This window comes from Cribrihabitans pelagius (assembly GCF_048820915.1).
Taxonomy (GTDB): Bacteria; Pseudomonadota; Alphaproteobacteria; order Rhodobacterales; family Rhodobacteraceae; genus Cribrihabitans_A; species Cribrihabitans_A pelagius.
In genome coordinates, this window is the sequence record NZ_JBMERR010000009.1 from 57,827 (window position 1) to 73,602 (window position 15,776).

The window sequence follows — 15,776 nt, forward strand, 5'->3', positions numbered from 1 at the left end:
GGTAAATCTTCAGCCCAGATGCCACTCATAGTGGGTAAACACAATGCTGCGGGCGCCGAACATCTCTTTCTGCCGGGCCAGGCCGGTGTTGAGTTCGCGCCCGCCATCTGTGGTCGAAATGCCGAAGCTGAACCAGTCGCGGCCGCCGAATCCGCGGTCCGCTAGATCCGAAACGATCAGGTCCAGCGCGCCGTTGCGGCGCCCGTCCTCGGTGGTCGCCATGTACTGCGCGTGCAGCGCCGGGTCGCAGTCGAAGGTCACGATACCGCCCTGCACGCCCCTGTCATCAACTGCCGCCAGCAGCCGGATACGGTCCGGGAACCGGCTTTGCAGCAGGCGGATCTCTTCCAGGCTGTGGGTCGGAGCGGCCTGGTGGGCTTCGCCGAGGCGGGCAGTGAGAATTTCCCAGAAGGGCGTGAAATCTTCCATCTCCACGACCCGCAGCCCAGCCTTTCCGGCACGCCGCGCGCCCTGGCGTTTGGATTTCGAAAACCCCGGGCTGCGGCTTGCCGCGATCACCGAAGCAAGATCGCTGCGCACCGGCCGGGCTCCCGCCCGCATCAGCGCATAAAGGTCCTCTTCTGCCGGGCAGCGGTGGAAGATGTGCGGTATCGCCTTATAGCGCAAGCATGAGATGCCCGCGCTGCGCAGGGCGCCGCCAAGCGCTTTTATGACATCCAGCATCAGAGCAGCGGACATCGCCGGGCCGGTCACCAGCCCGCCATAGGTCAGACCGCCGTGAGACTGCAGCTCATCTCCGTGGCGGCTGGCAGGCAGGAGGGCAACGGTCTTGCCATCCATCTCCGCAATAAGGGAGTGATCCGTGAACCGGTCCGCGTGATACTCCATGAAGCCGCGGTCGTGCAGGAAAGTGCCGTTCTTGGCGGCCGCAACGAAAGCGTTCCAGCCCGCGGCATCCCCGGCTTCATAGCGCCGGATCGTAACGGCGCAGCTCATGCCGGCTGCCACCGGGCGACCCCGACGCCGGTACGGCCCATGTCGTTGCCATTGTAGAACAGATAGCGGGTGCCGTCCGCAGTCTCGCAATGCGCCGGATAGCAAGTCATTTCGCTGTCCCAGGCGCCGGGCGCGCCGCGCGGCAGCTCACGGTCCGCGGTGCGGGTGAAGGCCACCCCATCCGGCGAGGTGAAGCGGAAGCTCTCGTATTGCTTGGACAAGGTATCCGAGGTCGCGCGCAGCTCCCAGGTGCCGTCCGGCAGCAGGCTGGCCCGCGGCCGGCCAATCCGGTATTCGTTTGGACCGGGCGCAATGATCGGCACCGCTTCTGCATTGTCGAACCTCAGCCCGTCCGGGCTGGTCAGCGTCCAGCAATCGTACTGCGGATACGCGCGCCCATCCAGCGGCTGCCAGCCGCGGCCGCGCGAGATCCAGGCCCGGTACGTGCCATCGGGAAGCGCGGCGATCGAATGCAGTGCCCCGATGAAAGTGCCGTCCGGGCAGCGGTCGATGACGGGAGTCGGCTGCCAGCGTTCAAAGCTATCGCCGCGGTCGCGGCTGATCGCCACCCCGGTGAAGGCCAGGAATTTTGCCTTTTCCACCAGCTGGAACCCGACATAGTAGAGCCGCAGCTCATCGTCCGAGACTTCCAGCACATCGCCCAGGATCACGCCGTTGTCGTCGAACATGCCGGGTGCGCCAAGATCCAGCACCGGATCCGGCGAGACTGCTTTCACCCGCCGCGGATCCTTGGCATCGACATCCACCCAGCCGATCCGGCTGATACCGGCCGAATCGCGGATGCCGCCGAACAGGCGGATGGTGTCCGGATCCCGCAGCCAGGGGCAGGGCGTCATGAAGGAATGCTGCGCCCAGTCCGATGCGCCGCCGGGGCAGTAGACCAGGCCTTCCTTGCGCCAGCTCATGCTGCGGGCTTAATCTTGAAATAGCGGTAGGCGCTGACCCGCGAGGCTTCGGCAGGGTGGCCGTTGAGGATCCGGCCGGGATCCTCGAAGGACTTGTTGACCACCGCGGCCATGCCGACAAAGCTGTCCGCCCCCACGGTCACCCCATCGGCAAAGCTGGCGTTCACGCCGATGAAGCTGCGGGCGCCGATCTTGCAGTAGCCTGACACCACCACATGCGAGGACACGAAGCAGTAATCGCCAATCTCCGTCTGATGGCCAATGTGGTTGCCCGACCACAAAACGCAGCCGTTCCCGATGCGCACGCCGTGCTGCACCACGTTGTTTTCGAAGATGAAGGCATTTTCGCCCAGCTCCGCGGTCCGCCAGACCATTGCGCGCGGGCTGACGAAGCTTGCCAGCGTATAGCCCTTTTCCTTGGTCAGCCCGATCAGGCGCTCCCGCACGCGGTTCAGCTGCGTGGAGGTGACTGCCACATGCGCTTCCGCCGCAGCTGGCCCGAAATGCTCTTCCGCCTCTTCCAGGGCAACCACGGGGAGGCCGAATTTTTCAGTGGCGTTCAGATAGTCCCGCTCCACCGCAAAGCCCACGACCGTGTAGGGGCTGTCGACCGTGAAGTACTCATAGGCGATATCGGCGAATTCGCCGTCTCCGACGATAAGAAGATTGTTCGGCATGACTGTGGCTCGCTGATCCTTGGCAATGCACTCAGGCGATGCACGTGTATGTTGTTGATTGTCGGAAGGTCATATAGGTACTTCGTGAGAAAAAAGCGAGTGATAATCCCAGTGCCACTGCAAGACTGCCGCGTCGTCGATCTGCCGAAAATTACCGATGTCCGGGGAAACCTGACGTTCGTCGAAGGGCAAAATCACATCCCCTTCGACATCCGCCGGGTCTACTATCTTTATGACGTGCCTGGCGGAGCCGATCGCGGCGAGCACGCGCACAAGGACCTGCATCAGTTTGTCATCTGCATGTCGGGCAGTTTCGACTTGGTGCTGGACGACGGTTTTGGCGTGAAGCGCTTCCAGCTCAACCGCTCCTACTACGGCGTCTATATCTGCCCGATGATCTGGCGCTACCTGGATAATTTCTCGTCCGGGTCGGTCTGCATGGTGCTGGCGTCCGACGTCTACAAGGAAAGCGACTACATCCGCGGCCGCGGTGATTTCCTGAAGGCGGTCGGCGCCTCCTGAAGCGCCCTTCGCCGGTCCGCGAGAGTGCCTCTGAAAAGGTGCCTGGCGGCCCAGGCCGGGCGGCATCGTCAGGAAGAGGTTTCGGTGCCGGACCTGTTGGCCGCAGGGTGAAGGGAGTTGGTTCGCGAATGCGGCCTGCAGGCTGAACTCGTGCCGACCATCGCCTCGGGCCTGTTGGCCTGCTAAGACGGGGTGCTTGATACAGGCTCGGAAATTGAATGCAGCAGGCTGGCGGCTTCAGCGATGAGAGCTGGTTCGGTTTGCCTGAACAGGTTCCGGGCGTCTTTCCGTTCCGGGATGAATGAGGCCTTCGGCTGTTGCAGAAGGGCGGACAGCGGCCGGTCCCTGCGCGGGCCCTGGAGAACGCCGGCATCGGTGCGAAGGTGGACCTCCTCGTGTTTTTTGGCTCTCCAGAGCGATCAGCAAAGACATTGTCGCGCCAGGCCGCTTTCCCGGCCATGCTGAGTTTGATGCCATGGGATTCCTAAGGTCCCGGCACGTGATGCCGGGCCTTCTTTCTTCCCGCAGAAATCCATCCCGGCGACGAGGGTATTCCCAGGTATTCCCCAATGGAGTACCGTACTCCCGATTTGGATACTGTGGAGCACTCATGGCAGAAACACTCTTCGTGCCCAGGCGCAATGAGGCCGAACGCATCGCCAGCCTGCTGAACCCCGACCCGCTCTTTGGCGAGATCTCGGGCCTCTTTCTCGCGGCACCGCGGCGGACGGGGAAGAGCACTTTCCTGCGCCGTGATCTTCTGCCGCTGCTGGAAGAGCAGGGAAAGCTTGCACTCTACGTGGACCTCTGGGCGGACAAAAACGCAAACCCAGGCACCCTGATCACCGGCAGCATCGCCCGCGCGCTCGAGGAATGCGACGGGCTGATCGCAAAGATCCGGCGCAAGGCACCCTTCAGTGCCATTGGCGCGCTTGGGTTTCGGGTGGATCTGAAGTCTTCCGGGACATGGGAGGGCACCATTCCGGATGCGCTCTCGCTGCTGGTCGAGGCAACCGGCAAGGACGTCGTGTTCATCATCGATGAGGCTCAGCACAGCCTGGTGTCGGAGGAGGGGCGCAATGCGATGTTTGCCCTGAAGGCCGCGCGTGACGCGATCAACCAGGTGGAGCTGCCTGGCCGTCTCTACCTGGTCATGACTGGCTCCCATCGCGACAAGCTCTCTGCCCTGGTTCACGACCACCAGGCTCCGTTCTTCGGTGCTGCGATCCGGGATTTCCCGCCGCTCGGCGCCGACTACACCACGGCGGTCGCCGAACACCTGAATGCCAGGTTGTCGCAGAATGCCCGCCTCGATCCTTCGGTGATCGAAGAGGCTTTCGACCAGCTGGGCAGGCGGCCGGAACGTCTGAATGACTGCCTGCGCGACCTCATTCTGGGCACCGAATTCGGGGAGGACGCGTTGCGGCGCCTCGTTAAAACCCGAATGGAGGCCTCCCGGCAGCAGCTCCTGTCCGAGATTGCTGTCCTAACCCCGCTCCAGCAGGACATCCTGCGGACCATGGCGGAGACCGGAATCGACTTTGCGCCGTTCGCGGAAGCAACCAGAATGGCCCTTGGCTCCGACGGTCAGCCTGCCAGCAAGGGCGCAATCCAGAAGGCGCTTGAGACGCTCCGGGACAAGGGTTTGGTGTGGCGGCCCGGCATCGGGCAGTATGTCCTGGAAAGCGCAGAGCTGGCACTGACGCTGCGCCAAGGTTGATGGGGCGGCGGCGTGACCAGATCGGACCGCTGTCTGCGACTGACCGGACGGCTGCGGAAGGCCCGCAAACCGCGCGGACTGACATCCATGACATCACACAGGCGGCGGGTCGGAAAGTTGTCGCGGTGTTCCTCGATGAACCTGAACCTCATGGCTTTTGGCCCGCGAAGAACTGCGTTGCCTTTTTTAGGATCTCCCTCTCCTCCTTGAGAATGCGGTTCTCACGTCGAAGCCGTTCATTCTCTTGGGCGAGGCTCAAATCCTCGTTCGACACTACGTCAGTGTCTCGGTGTGCCGTGATCCATTTGTTCAGCGTTAACAGACCAACACCAAGATCATCAGCAACCTGTTTGCGTGTCAGTCCGCTGGTCAACGCGATCCGCACCGCATCCCGTCGAAATTCGTCCGTCCGTTTCGTGCCCATAATTCGTCTCCCTCGGCGCAATAAATGCTATCAAAGGAGCGGCATCAAACCGCGACAGGTCCAAGCTTTCACAGGATCATCAGGTCGATGTCCAAGTGCTCACGGAAATCTCCTGTTGAAAGGGATCCGAACAGCTTGTGCCGAATGCCCTCGGCGGCCAGTTGGGCATGAATGATCCGCCAGGCGGCTCTCGCCGCCCCCAGATGCAACTGTCTGCGCTGCTCCTGAAGTGCCGCTAAATGCGCCATCCTGGCCTCCTTGCCGCCAAAGTATTGTTCGCTCACAAGAATTGTCAGCGCCAAGTGCATATCCGGGCTCAGAGAAGTGGCTCGATCATATAGGAGCGCGGCGTGAGGCGCTGCTGATCAGTTCAGGAAAGCGCCAGCTCGCTGCAGCGGGCCACCTCAGGCAGACCGCGGCTGGCCCGGAAAGATGCGATCAGCTCCCTCGCCCAGTCACGCACCTCCGCGGCCGAATTTCCCGCAAGCTCGGGCTTGCCCAGATCGATCACCGGAATACCGGCGGAATTCGCCAGCCGAATTGCCTGGCCGGTGCCGCCACCCGCCTTTCCTTCAGGAGGCCAACAGATGACGACGCTGGCTGGGACCCTGAAATCCTCTCCGAAGACCCCGTTTCTATTCCGCGCCATCAGGTTGAGGGTACATGGGCCATCCTAGGGTCTGACAGGGGAGAGGGCTGAAAGGCGATCAGCGCGCCAGAGGCTGGGATCACAGCGGGATGGATTTTCCGAAAGGGAAGAGCATCCGTCTGCGCGGCAGAGGCAAATCCTCTGACGAAAAAGGCAGAACTATCGAGTGCTTTTAAAAGAAGTTTGGTGGAGCCTAGGAGGATCGAACTCCTGACCTCTTGCATGCCATGCAAGCGCTCTCCCAGCTGAGCTAAGGCCCCAAACCTGTCCGCTTTTCTGTGCCTGTTCCGTTTCCGGTGCGGCCCGTCTTGCGGTGTGAGCGTCGTTTAAGGGACGGCGGCGCGGGCTGCAAGCGGAAAATGCGCCATCGTCCGATTTTTTTCAGACCGCCCGAAGCGGCGGCGCGGGAGAGGCGCGCGGCCTCTCCGCCCGAGGCTGTGCCTCAGGTTTCGTCCTCGTCGGAGGACATATCGGCGATTTCGTCGAGGGAGACGTTGTCCTCGTCGTCGTCATCGTCCAGGACGTCATCGCCCAGGTCCATGTCGACCGCGTCATCATCCTCCAGCACCGCGTCGTCGCCCGGGATGGTCTCCTTGGACTTTGCGCTCGCGGCGTCTTCGCGGTCGGCCGCGATCATCCGGCTCTTGCCGGTTTCCAGCTCCACGACCTCGCCCGTGTAGGGGCTGACGATCGGGTTTTTGTTCAGGTCATAAAAGCGCTTGCCAGTTGTGGGGCAAACGCGCTTTACACCCCATTCTTCCTTGGGCATGTGGGTCCCCTTGATTTACTGGTGAGTCGTATCGACGATTCCGGTGCCTTGCCATATGAGGGTGGCACTGTCAAAGCCTTTGCCCGGAGGGAGCCCCGCGTGAGCCGACACCATCTGCCCGGTGATCCGCCGGTGCCGCTGACCCTGCGCCGCTCGCCCCGCGCGCGCCGCATCAGCCTGCGGATCTCCTCGCTCGACGGGCGTGTGACCCTTACCCTGCCGCAGTCGCTGCCGACGGAGGCGGCGCTGGCTTTTGCCGCAGAGAAAGAAGACTGGATCCGCACCCATCTGGCCCGCCACCCGGCGCCGGCCGAGGCGGCCTTCGGCGCCACGCTGCCGGTCGGCGGGGAAGAGCGGCGGCTGGAGCGGGCGCCCGGCAAACGGGTGCTCCTGGAGCCGGGGCGGCTGGCGGTGCCGCCCGGGGCGGACGGGGCGCTGGCGGGGCGGGTGCTGCAGCGTTACTTGCGCGAACTGGCCCGCGCGCGGCTCGCCGAAGCTTCGGACACTTACGCGGCGCGGCTGGGCCGCCGCTACAGCCGTCTGACGCTGCGCGATACCCGCTCGCGCTGGGGCTCCTGCACCGCGGAGGGTGCGCTGATGTATTCCTGGCGGCTGGTGCTGGCGCCGCCTGCGGTGCTGCGCTACGTCGCCGCGCATGAGGTCGCGCATCTGGCCGAGATGAACCATTCCGCCGCCTTCTGGGCCACGGTGGAGCGTATCCACGGGTCCTATCAGGCGCCGCGCGGCTGGCTGCGGGAAAACGGCGCCAGCCTGCACCGCTACCGCTTCGGGCCTGAGGCGGGCGAGAGCGGCGGCTGAGGCGGCCGCGACTGGCGCCCGCCCGCCGATGCCGCTTCCGGGCATGCCTGCGCCTCCCTGCGCAGTTGACCGCGGCGCGATTTGTGATCACTTCAAGGGATGAACATGTCTGCACGCTCCTCTTCCGACGCCGCGCCCTCGGCGCATGACCGGGTCTACAGAACCCTGCGCACCCGCATCATGCATGGCGACATCGCCCCCGGCGAGGCGCTCACGCTGCGCGGCATCGGCCGCGAGTTCGGCGTCTCGATGACCCCGGCACGGGAGGCAGTGCGGCGGCTGGCGGCGGAAGGCGCGCTGTTCCTGTCCTCTTCGGGCCGGGTCTCCACCCCCGAACTCACCAACGAGCGGATCGAGGAGCTGGCGGCGCTGCGCGCTCTGCTGGAGGTGGAGCTGGCCAGCCGCGCCCTGCCGCGCGCCCATATGGCGCTGATCGACCGGCTGACCGCGATCAATGCCACTGTGGCCGAGATGGTCTCCAAACGCGATGCGGTGGGCTATATCCGCACCAACCTGGAGTTCCACCGCGCGCTTTACCTGCGGGCGCAGGCGCCGGCGATGCTGGCGATGGCAGAGACGGTCTGGCTGCAGCTTGGCCCCACCATGCGCGCGCTCTACGGCCGCCTGCGCCGCACCGAGCCGCCGCAGAACCACAAACTGATCATCGCGGCGCTGAAGGCGGGCGACGAGCCAGGACTGCGGCTGGCGGTGCGCTCGGACGTGACGCAGGGCTTGCGGATGCTGGCGGGGTAGCGGGGGCGCCTCAGCTTGCCTTCTCCAGCGCGTCCCGCAGGGTTTCGGTGGTGCGGTCCGTGGCCTTGGGCACGATGCGGTAGAGCGCATTGACGAAGCAGAACAGCGCAAAGCCCAGGAGTCCCAGGCACAAGGCGGTCACCAGCACGCGGCCGTAGGCCTTGGTGTAGAGCCATTCGAAGGCACTGCCCATGCCGCCCGCAGAAGCGCTGGAGGCTGACAGCGCCGCCTGCAGGATCAGCACGCCAATAATGGCGACCACCACACCATGCGCCGCAAGCCCTGCCTTAAGCGCGGCGTTCATGTGCATCGTCGCCGGATTGGCCTGCAGGTGATTGCGATAGCTTTCGGTCCAGGCCTTGTAGACATAGTAGCCGCCGGTCCCGATCGTCAGCACCCCGGCCACCGCGAGGGCAGTCTGCCCGCCAGGCGTGCCGAGGACGGTGCCCAGGTAGCTGCTATTGCCACCAGAAGCATTGCCGGAGCCCATGATGACGGTGAGGGCCAGCCCGCCAAGCGCCAGATGCACGATCCCGGTCGCGATCATGCCCGCCCGGGCTACAAGCCCCTTGGCACCGCTGCCGTAGGCCTCCAGATCCCAGAAGCTGTCGATCAAGCGCCAGACCGCATAGGCAAAGAGGCCGATGGCGATCAGCACGATCACCGCGGTGCCCCAGCCGCCCTGCAGCCACTCCAGCGCCGCCGCGGTGCCCTTGGCCTCGCCGCCTCGCCAGATCGAGTAGAGCGACACACCCGCCACCGCCAGGTAGACCAGCGCCCGTCCGGCGTAGCCAAGGCGCATCATCGGCACCGCCCAGGCGAAGTCGTCAGGGTTCACGCCCTCAAGGCGCTTGCGGCGGGCGTCTGACGACAGGCTGTCGGCTGGCATGGCGGAATTCTCCGGAAAAGTCAGGTGTATTGCTCATAAGGACAATGCGCGAACGGCAGAAATGTTCCCGCCGGATGGCTTGGCCCAAGCCTGCAAAGCCCGGCGCCAAGGCGGAGGTTCCGTGCACATCCTGTACCCCGGCGCTGGCGCCGGCTGGCATCCGCGGCGTGCCGTTCAGGACGCATGCACCTGTGAAGCGCCGCTGAACGGCCGGGAGAGGACCTCGGCCAACGTCCCGGCCGCGCGTCCGGGCAGTGGAAGGCCACCGGCCCCCTGAGCAAAAGCAGGCATCCGGAGAGCGGCCGCAACTGTATCTCCGCGCGCATGCAGAGAAGTCGGGGCCTGGGCTGGTATTTCGGCGGATTGATGGTGAAGGCACAACTCAGTGGGGCCGGCCGCCAGAAACGACCGGCGCCGAAACTCGCTCCGCCTTTTCGCGTCCTCTGCTTCCAGCGTGTCCACGGTCACCAGCAGCGCGGAGGGCCGAAGAAATCACGGCTGCTGAGGCGGCTTCGGCCGCCTCAGCCAGACTTAAGGCGCCGGTCCCGCCTCAGGGGTGGGGCGCCAGCCGGGCAGCTTTTGAAGCGGGGCAGGGAGCCTCGCCGCTTAATCGTCCAGAACAAAGGTCACGGCAAGGTTCACCCGGAAGTGGGTGACCTTGCCGTTTTGGACATCGACGTTTTGGTCCTTGACCCAAGCGCTCTTGATATCGCGCAGAGTCTTGGAGGCGCGTTCGATCCCTTGCTTGACGGCATCGTCAAAGCTCTCGGTCGAAGTTGCGGAAATCTCGGTAACGCGTGCGACACTCATGGTGCCCTCCTTTCCCTCGCCCTCTGCCCCTGAAATGGGGCTTCAAGGCAGCTTCCATAGTGCGCCCGTTGACGTGATGCGTCAAACGTCCCTGTGCAGCCGGTGCGCAGGGCGATGGGGGCAGCACGCGCGACCGGTCCTCACACGGAAAAAGCCCGGCACGGGGCCGGGCATTTGCAGTCACCAGATCATAATGGGTGGCTTAGGCCGCCAGCCCCTTGGAGCCGATGTCGAGGAACTTCTGGCGCCGGTCCTTGATTAGCGCCGCCGCGTCCTTGCCGGAGAGTTCCTCCAGCATCTCCTGCAACGCTGCCTGGACCGAGGCCATCGCCGCTTTCGGGGCGCGGTGGGCGCCGCCCAGCGGTTCCGGGATAATGCGGTCGGCCACGCCCAGCTTCTTGAGGTCCTGCGCGGTCAGCCGCAGCGCCTCGGCCGCTTCGCGCATCTTCTCGGCGTCCTTCCACAGGATCGAGGCGCAGCCCTCTGGGCTGATCACCGAGTAGATCGAATGCTCCAGCATTGCCACGCGGTTGGCGGTCGCAAAGGCCACCGCCCCGCCGGAGCCGCCTTCGCCGATGATGACCGAGATCAGCGGCACGCCGATCTTCAGGCACATCTCGGTCGAGCGCGCGATCGCCTCGGACTGGCCGCGCTCCTCGGCGCCCTTGCCGGGGTAGGCGCCGGCCGTGTCGACCAGGGTGATCACCGGCAGCTTGAACCGGCCCGCCATCTCCATCAGCCGCACCGCCTTGCGGTAGCCTTCGGGGCGGGCCATGCCGAAGTTGCGCTCGATCCGGGACTTGGTGTCGGAGCCCTTCTCGTGGCCGATCACCATCACCGGCTGATCGTTGAGGCGCGCGAGGCCCCCCATCACCGCCAGATCATCGGCAAAATTGCGGTCGCCCGCGAGCGGTGTGAACTCGGTGAACAGCGCCTCGACGTAATCCTTGCAATGCGGCCGCTCGGGGTGGCGCGCGACCTGGCATTTGCGCCAGGGGGTGAGCTCCTTGTAGAGGTCCTTGAGCAGCTGTGCCGCCTTGGCGTCCAGCGCCTTGGCCTCGTCGGCCACGTCCATTTCCTCGTTCGCGCGCGCCAGCGCCCGCAGCTCTTCCGCCTTGCCTTCGATCTCGGCCAGCGGTTTTTCGAATTCCAGATACTGGGTCATGTCGCCTCTGCTCTGCAGGTTTGCCGTTATATGGCCTTACGCGCCGACAGATGCAACTCAGCAAGATTTGTGATCTCCTGCCGTGGCATCACGATGGGGCAGAGAGCAAAGCGGAGAGGCCGGGCATGGCAGCCACATACGAAGACCGGATCCTGCGGGTTCTGACCCATATCCACGACCACCCGGACGGGAACCTGTCGCTGAATGCGCTGGCGGATGTGGCGGCGATGCCGCGCTTCCACTGGCACCGGGTGTTCCGCGCCCTGACCGGCGAGACCTGCGCCCAGGCGGTGCGCCGCATCCGGCTGCATCGGGCGGCCACCTGGCTGGTGCAGGGCGGTCAGCCGCTGGCCGAAGTCGCGGCGCAGGCGGGTTATCCCAACCCCGGCAGCTTCTCGCGCGCTTTCTGCGAAGCCTATGGCAGCAGTCCCGCTGCCTACCGTCGCGCGGAGCGCCTGGCGCTGCCCGGCCCCGCCTTCAAAACAGGAAGCTATACCATGCATGACGTGACTTTGCGAAACGAACCCTCGCGCCGCCTGGCGGGCCTCCCCCACCGGGGGGGCTTATGAGGAAATTGGCAGGAGTTTCGAGGCTCTCGGCGCCATTTGCGATTCCCGCGGTCTCTGGCCCCAGGCCGGGGCCGCGCTCGGCGTCTATTTCGACAGCCCCGATAACGTCCCCGCGGGTGATCTGCGCAGCTTTGCCGGGGCGGAATTCCGTGGCGATCTGCCGGAGGGGCTGGAGGAGATGCAGCTAGCTGGCGGCAAAACTGCCGTGCTGACCTTCAAGGGGCCCTATCCGGGCCTGGCCGCCGCCTATCACAGCCTGTTCGGCAATTAGCTGCCGCAGTCGGGCGAAGAGCCGGCCGATGAACCCTGTTACGAGATCTACCTGAACGACCCCCGCAATACCGCGCCGGGCGAGCTTGTGACCGAGATCTGCCTGCCGCTGAGGTGACCCGCGCCCCGCGCCCGTCCCTGGCCGGGGCGGGCGTTTGCCGTCACTGCGGCCAGATTACCGGGTAGAGCGAGGCCACCAGCAACAGCGCCATCGACCAGTTGAACAGCGTGAGCCGCCGCCGGCTGGTCAGGAAACGCGCCATCTGCTGGCCGAGCACCGTCCAGGAGCCGACCGAGGGCAGATTGATCGCGCCAAAGACCACGCCGACGAACAGGATCGCCGTCAGGGTCTGATCCGGCGTATAGGCGCTGATCGCGGTCAGCGCCATCGCCCAGGCCTTCGGGTTCACCCACTGGAAGGCGGCCGCCTGCAGGAAGGTCATCGGCCGGCCCGCCTCGCGCCTGGCCTCGGCCGGGGCGGCATGGGCGATCTTCCAGGCCAGCCACAATAGGTAGGCGACCGAGACCGCCTTCAGCACCGTGTAGCTCACCGGGAAGGCATCAAACACCTGCACCAGCCCGGCGCCCACCAGCAGCACCATGAAGACAAACCCCAGCGCCACCCCCAGCATATGCGGGATCGAGCGGCGGAAGCCGAAGTTGGCGCCGGAGGCCATCAGCATCAGGTTGTTCGGCCCCGGCGTAATCGAGGAGACGAAGGCGAAAAGCGCAAGGGCTGCGAGGAGTTCGTGGGTCATGCGCAGATTAATTGCGTAATATTCGGCAAATGAAATTGCGTTCTGCGGCGCGCGCGGCGTATTTTTGCAATCAATGGTGAAAAGTGACCGCATAAACCAGCAAATATTGCAGGAACTCAGCCGCGACGGCCGGATCAGCAACCTGGAACTGGCCGAACGCGCCGGCCTGTCGCCTTCGGCCTGCCTGCGCCGGGTGCAGGAGCTGGAGCGCAGCGGCGTCATCACCGGCTACCGCGCGGTGCTCGACCGGCAGAAAATGGGCGCGGGCTTTGCCACCTATATTGGTGTCGGGCTGGGCGAGCACACCAAGGAGGCGCAGGAAGCCTTCGAACGCGCCATGCAGGCGGCGCCGGAGGTGGTGGAGTGCCACAACATCACCGGCACAATCGAGTACCTCCTGCGCGTCGAATGCGCCGACCTGCCTAGCTACAAGCGCTTCCACACCGATATCCTCGGCACTTCGCCATACGTGACCGGGATTACGACCTACGTTGTGATGGGCTCGCCTAAGGATCTGCGGGCCTGATCCGGGCAGGCGTTGGATTTTGAGTATTTCGGCAAGATGACAGGGAGCAGCTCTTTCATCTTGCCGAAAATACTCACTGCGCCGCGGCTGCCGCGGGCGGTACTTGGCAGCTGCGCGGTGTCGGCGCCGCGCAGGGTTCAGGGGCAGGGCGCGCCGCCTGGCGCCCTGCCATCGCTTGTCCCGCGGCTCAGCCGTTCTGCGCGATCAGCTCGGCCTGGGCGACGACCACCTCGGCCTGCTTGATCGAGGCGATGTCGACCAGCCGGCCCTTGTAGACCGTGGCACCGGCGCCGCTGGCCTTGGCGTCTTCCATCGCGGCGAGGATCTCGCGGGCTTCCTGCACCGCCTCTTGCGACGGGGTGAAGACCTGGTTGGCCAGTTCGATCTGGCTCGGGTGGATTGCCCATTTGCCGACCATGCCCAGCGTCGCGGAGCGTTTCGCCTGTGCGATGTAGCCTTCCTTGTCGGAGAAATCGCCAAACGGCCCGTCCACCGGCAGGATGCCATGGGTGCGGCAGGCGGCAACAATTGCGGCTTGGGCCCAGTGCCAGGGGTCGGACCAGTGCTTCTCGCCCCCGCGCAGCATGTAGTAGTTCTCCTGCGTGCCGCCGATGCCGGTGGTCTGCATCCCCATCGAGGCGGCAAAATCCGCAGCCCCCAGGCTCATCGCCTGCAGGCGGGGGGAGGATTTGGCAATCTCCTCCACATGCGCGATGCCCGCCGCGGATTCGATGATCACCTCGAAGGAGACCGGTTTGGTGCGGCCCTTGGCGCGCTCGATCGCGGTGACCAGCGCGTCCACCGCGTAGACGTCCTCGGCGCAGCCCACCTTGGGGATCATGATCTGGTCGAGCCGCTCGCCCGCCTGCTCCATCAGGTCGACAACGTCGCGGTACCAATAGGGCGTGTCGAGCCCGTTGATGCGCACCGACAGGTACTTGCCACCCCAGTCGACGTTGCCGATGGCCTCAATCACGTTGGCGCGGGCCTGGTCCTTGTCGCCGGGCGCCACCGAGTCCTCTAGGTCGAGGTTGATGACATCGGCCGCCGAGGCCGCCATCTTCTCGAGCAATTTGACCTTTGAGCCCGGTCCGAACAGCTGGCAGCGGTTGGGGCGGGCCGGGGCGGCGGGCTGGAGGCGGAAGCTCATGTCGGGTCTCCGGGTAATGAAATTGCGGAATGTCTCTCGTTTGTGGTAGGAAATTGCCGGGCGGCACGCAAGCGAAATTGTGCAGCCGCAGCATTGCGCGTGCAGAATGCAGCGCGCGATGCTTGATTGGCGCAAGGATCGGCCGCAGGGGCGCTGCTCGCCGAAGCTTCTCCCCCGGATTGCCCGTTAGGTGAGAGAATCTTGCGACACGGTGCGCGCCGAAGGCCGGAATAGGGACACGCTCCCGGGCGGGCTTCTCTAAAGTTGGCCGGAAATCTGAATTCGAAGGAGGGCCCCACATGATCGAGACCCCATATCTGCTGTTTCTGGGCGATGCGCCCGACATGCTGGCTGCCAAAGTGGCCATCGGCATCCGCGACTGGCGCCCCGATCACGCGGTCGGCCAGTTCCGCCTGCCGGGCTGCGGCGCCGACCTGGGGCTGACCGGCATGAGCCTGGCCGAGGCACGGGAAGCGGGCGCCAAGACGCTGGTGATCGGCGTGGCCAACCGCGGCGGCGTGATCTCGCCCGCCTGGAAGGAAGTCCTGCTCGAGGCCCTGGCGCTGGGCTATGACCTCGCCTCCGGCCTGCACAACCTGTTGCGCGACGAGGCCGATCTGGTGGCTGCAGCCAAGGCGCACGGCCGCACCCTGCACGATGTGCGGGTGCCCTCGGTGCAGTATCCGATCGCCAACGGTGTGAAGCGCCGCGGCAAGCGCTGCCTGGCGGTGGGCACGGACTGCTCGGTCGGCAAGATGTACACGGCGCTGGCCATGGACGCCGAAATGAAAAAGCGCGGCATGAAGTCCAGCTTCCGCGCCACCGGCCAGACCGGCATCCTGATCACCGGCGAAGGCGTGCCGCTGGACGCGGTGATTGCCGACTTCATGGCGGGGTCCATCGAATATCTGACCCCGGATAACGACGACGACCACTGGGACCTGATCGAGGGCCAGGGCTCGCTGTTCCATGTCTCCTACTCGGGGGTGACCCTGGCGCTGGTGCATGGCGGCCAGCCGGATGCGCTGATCCTGTGCCACGAGCCGACCCGCGAGCACATGCGCGGCCTGCCGGACTATGCCGTGCCCTCGCTGGAGGAGCTGCGCGACGTGGCGCTGCCGCTCGCGCTGCGGGCCAACCCGGACTGCAAGGTGGTGGGCATCTCGGTCAACACCCAGCATCTGGGCGAGGATGAGGCGGTGACCTACCTCGCGCGCGTGGAAAAACGCATGGGGCTGCCCGCCGTTGATCCCTACCGCCATGGCGCCGGCCGCCTGGTGGACGCGCTCGCCGCGGTCTGATTTAACCGCTTCCGCCGGGGGTCTTCAGGCGCGGCCTGGGGAGCCTCCGGCGGGAGTATTTCTGGCAAGATGAAAGAGCAGGCGCCGGTCGCGGCCGGCGCCTGCGCGGCATCCCGGCCGCA

At 65.2% G+C, this 15,776-nt stretch carries 16 protein-coding genes, 1 tRNA gene and 2 pseudogenes; 7 read left to right on the plus strand and 12 right to left on the minus strand.

The window, feature by feature from the left end:
• Positions 1–9 precede the first annotated feature (9 nt).
• The 3 genes from ACOHX0_RS09900 to ACOHX0_RS09910 are packed head-to-tail and all read right to left on the minus strand — an operon-like array spanning position 10 to position 2,560.
• Positions 10–957 carry a GNAT family N-acetyltransferase gene (locus ACOHX0_RS09900; protein ID WP_420676519.1) on the minus strand — a complete coding sequence of 316 codons (948 nt, stop codon included), beginning with the start codon at positions 955–957 and terminating at the stop codon, positions 10–12.
• Positions 954–1,883, minus strand: coding sequence for a glycoside hydrolase family protein (locus ACOHX0_RS09905; protein WP_420676520.1), 930 nt, complete (start codon positions 1,881–1,883; stop codon positions 954–956). The genes ACOHX0_RS09900 and ACOHX0_RS09905 overlap by 4 nt, the downstream gene beginning before the upstream one ends.
• A complete protein-coding gene (locus ACOHX0_RS09910; RefSeq protein WP_420676521.1) occupies positions 1,880–2,560 on the minus strand; it encodes an acetyltransferase in 681 nt (226 codons plus the stop codon). Before ACOHX0_RS09910 ends, ACOHX0_RS09905 begins: the two co-directional genes overlap by 4 nt.
• Positions 2,561–2,671: 111 nt before the next feature.
• On the opposite strand from ACOHX0_RS09910, the gene ACOHX0_RS09915 reads away from it, so the two are divergent.
• Together ACOHX0_RS09915 and ACOHX0_RS09920 are read left to right on the plus strand one after the other, a co-directional pair.
• Positions 2,672–3,082 carry a sugar 3,4-ketoisomerase gene (locus tag ACOHX0_RS09915; RefSeq protein ID WP_420676522.1) on the plus strand — a complete coding sequence of 137 codons (411 nt, stop codon included), beginning with the start codon at positions 2,672–2,674 and terminating at the stop codon, positions 3,080–3,082.
• A 610-nt stretch (positions 3,083–3,692) separates the two neighbouring features.
• Positions 3,693–4,802 carry an ATP-binding protein gene (locus ACOHX0_RS09920; protein ID WP_420676523.1) on the plus strand — a complete coding sequence of 370 codons (1,110 nt, stop codon included), beginning with the start codon at positions 3,693–3,695 and terminating at the stop codon, positions 4,800–4,802.
• 11 nt (positions 4,803–4,813) lie between these two features.
• Here ACOHX0_RS09920 and ACOHX0_RS09925 read toward each other — a convergent pair.
• The 4 genes and pseudogenes from ACOHX0_RS09925 to ACOHX0_RS09940 all read right to left on the minus strand — a co-directional run.
• A pseudogene (locus ACOHX0_RS09925) lies at positions 4,814–5,226 on the minus strand (transposase); the annotation flags it as partial.
• A 68-nt stretch (positions 5,227–5,294) separates the two neighbouring features.
• Complete coding sequence (locus ACOHX0_RS09930; protein WP_420676524.1) at positions 5,295–5,528, minus strand: hypothetical protein; 234 nt, start codon at positions 5,526–5,528, stop codon at positions 5,295–5,297.
• Between the two features lie 531 nt (positions 5,529–6,059).
• Positions 6,060–6,135, minus strand: a tRNA-Ala gene (locus ACOHX0_RS09935).
• 182 nt (positions 6,136–6,317) lie between these two features.
• Positions 6,318–6,644: a TIGR02300 family protein gene (locus ACOHX0_RS09940; protein WP_420676525.1), complete on the minus strand. Its 327-nt coding sequence runs from the start codon at positions 6,642–6,644 to the stop codon at positions 6,318–6,320.
• A 99-nt stretch (positions 6,645–6,743) separates the two neighbouring features.
• Here ACOHX0_RS09940 and ACOHX0_RS09945 point away from each other — a divergent pair, with 99 nt between their 5' ends.
• Positions 6,744–7,463 carry a M48 family metallopeptidase gene (locus tag ACOHX0_RS09945; protein WP_420676526.1) on the plus strand — a complete coding sequence of 240 codons (720 nt, stop codon included), beginning with the start codon at positions 6,744–6,746 and terminating at the stop codon, positions 7,461–7,463.
• 99 nt (positions 7,464–7,562) lie between these two features.
• Complete coding sequence (locus ACOHX0_RS09950; protein ID WP_420676527.1) at positions 7,563–8,216, plus strand: GntR family transcriptional regulator; 654 nt, start codon at positions 7,563–7,565, stop codon at positions 8,214–8,216.
• A 10-nt stretch (positions 8,217–8,226) separates the two neighbouring features.
• On the opposite strand, the gene ACOHX0_RS09955 is transcribed toward ACOHX0_RS09950, so the two are convergent.
• The 3 genes from ACOHX0_RS09955 to ACOHX0_RS09965 all read right to left on the minus strand — a co-directional run bounded on the left by ACOHX0_RS09955 (position 8,227) and on the right by ACOHX0_RS09965 (position 11,080).
• A complete protein-coding gene (locus ACOHX0_RS09955) occupies positions 8,227–9,105 on the minus strand; it encodes a DUF1206 domain-containing protein (RefSeq protein WP_420676528.1) in 879 nt (292 codons plus the stop codon).
• Between the two features lie 606 nt (positions 9,106–9,711).
• Positions 9,712–9,915: a dodecin family protein gene (locus ACOHX0_RS09960; RefSeq protein WP_420676529.1), complete on the minus strand. Its 204-nt coding sequence runs from the start codon at positions 9,913–9,915 to the stop codon at positions 9,712–9,714.
• Positions 9,916–10,117: 202 nt separating this feature from the next.
• On the minus strand, positions 10,118–11,080 hold the full coding sequence (locus ACOHX0_RS09965) for an acetyl-CoA carboxylase carboxyltransferase subunit alpha (protein WP_420676530.1): 963 nt from the start codon (positions 11,078–11,080) through the stop codon (positions 10,118–10,120).
• Positions 11,081–11,205: 125 nt separating this feature from the next.
• Between ACOHX0_RS09965 and ACOHX0_RS09970 the strand changes: the two are divergent.
• A pseudogene (locus ACOHX0_RS09970) lies at positions 11,206–12,037 on the plus strand (AraC family transcriptional regulator).
• A 43-nt stretch (positions 12,038–12,080) separates the two neighbouring features.
• On the opposite strand, the gene ACOHX0_RS09975 reads toward ACOHX0_RS09970, so the two are convergent.
• On the minus strand, positions 12,081–12,677 hold the full coding sequence (locus ACOHX0_RS09975; protein WP_420676531.1) for a LysE family translocator: 597 nt from the start codon (positions 12,675–12,677) through the stop codon (positions 12,081–12,083).
• A 73-nt stretch (positions 12,678–12,750) separates the two neighbouring features.
• Here ACOHX0_RS09975 and ACOHX0_RS09980 point away from each other — a divergent pair, with 73 nt between their 5' ends.
• Positions 12,751–13,203, plus strand: coding sequence for an Lrp/AsnC family transcriptional regulator (locus ACOHX0_RS09980; RefSeq protein ID WP_420676532.1), 453 nt, complete (start codon positions 12,751–12,753; stop codon positions 13,201–13,203).
• A 187-nt stretch (positions 13,204–13,390) separates the two neighbouring features.
• On the opposite strand, the gene ACOHX0_RS09985 is transcribed toward ACOHX0_RS09980, so the two are convergent.
• Positions 13,391–14,353, minus strand: coding sequence for an L-malyl-CoA/beta-methylmalyl-CoA lyase (locus tag ACOHX0_RS09985; RefSeq protein ID WP_420676533.1), 963 nt, complete (start codon positions 14,351–14,353; stop codon positions 13,391–13,393).
• A 299-nt stretch (positions 14,354–14,652) separates the two neighbouring features.
• Here ACOHX0_RS09985 and dgcN point away from each other — a divergent pair, with 299 nt between their 5' ends.
• The gene (gene dgcN / locus ACOHX0_RS09990; protein ID WP_420676534.1) at positions 14,653–15,654 is read left to right on the plus strand and encodes an N-acetyltransferase DgcN; all 1,002 of its coding nucleotides are present in this window, start codon (positions 14,653–14,655) and stop codon (positions 15,652–15,654) included.
• Positions 15,655–15,776 lie beyond the last annotated feature (122 nt).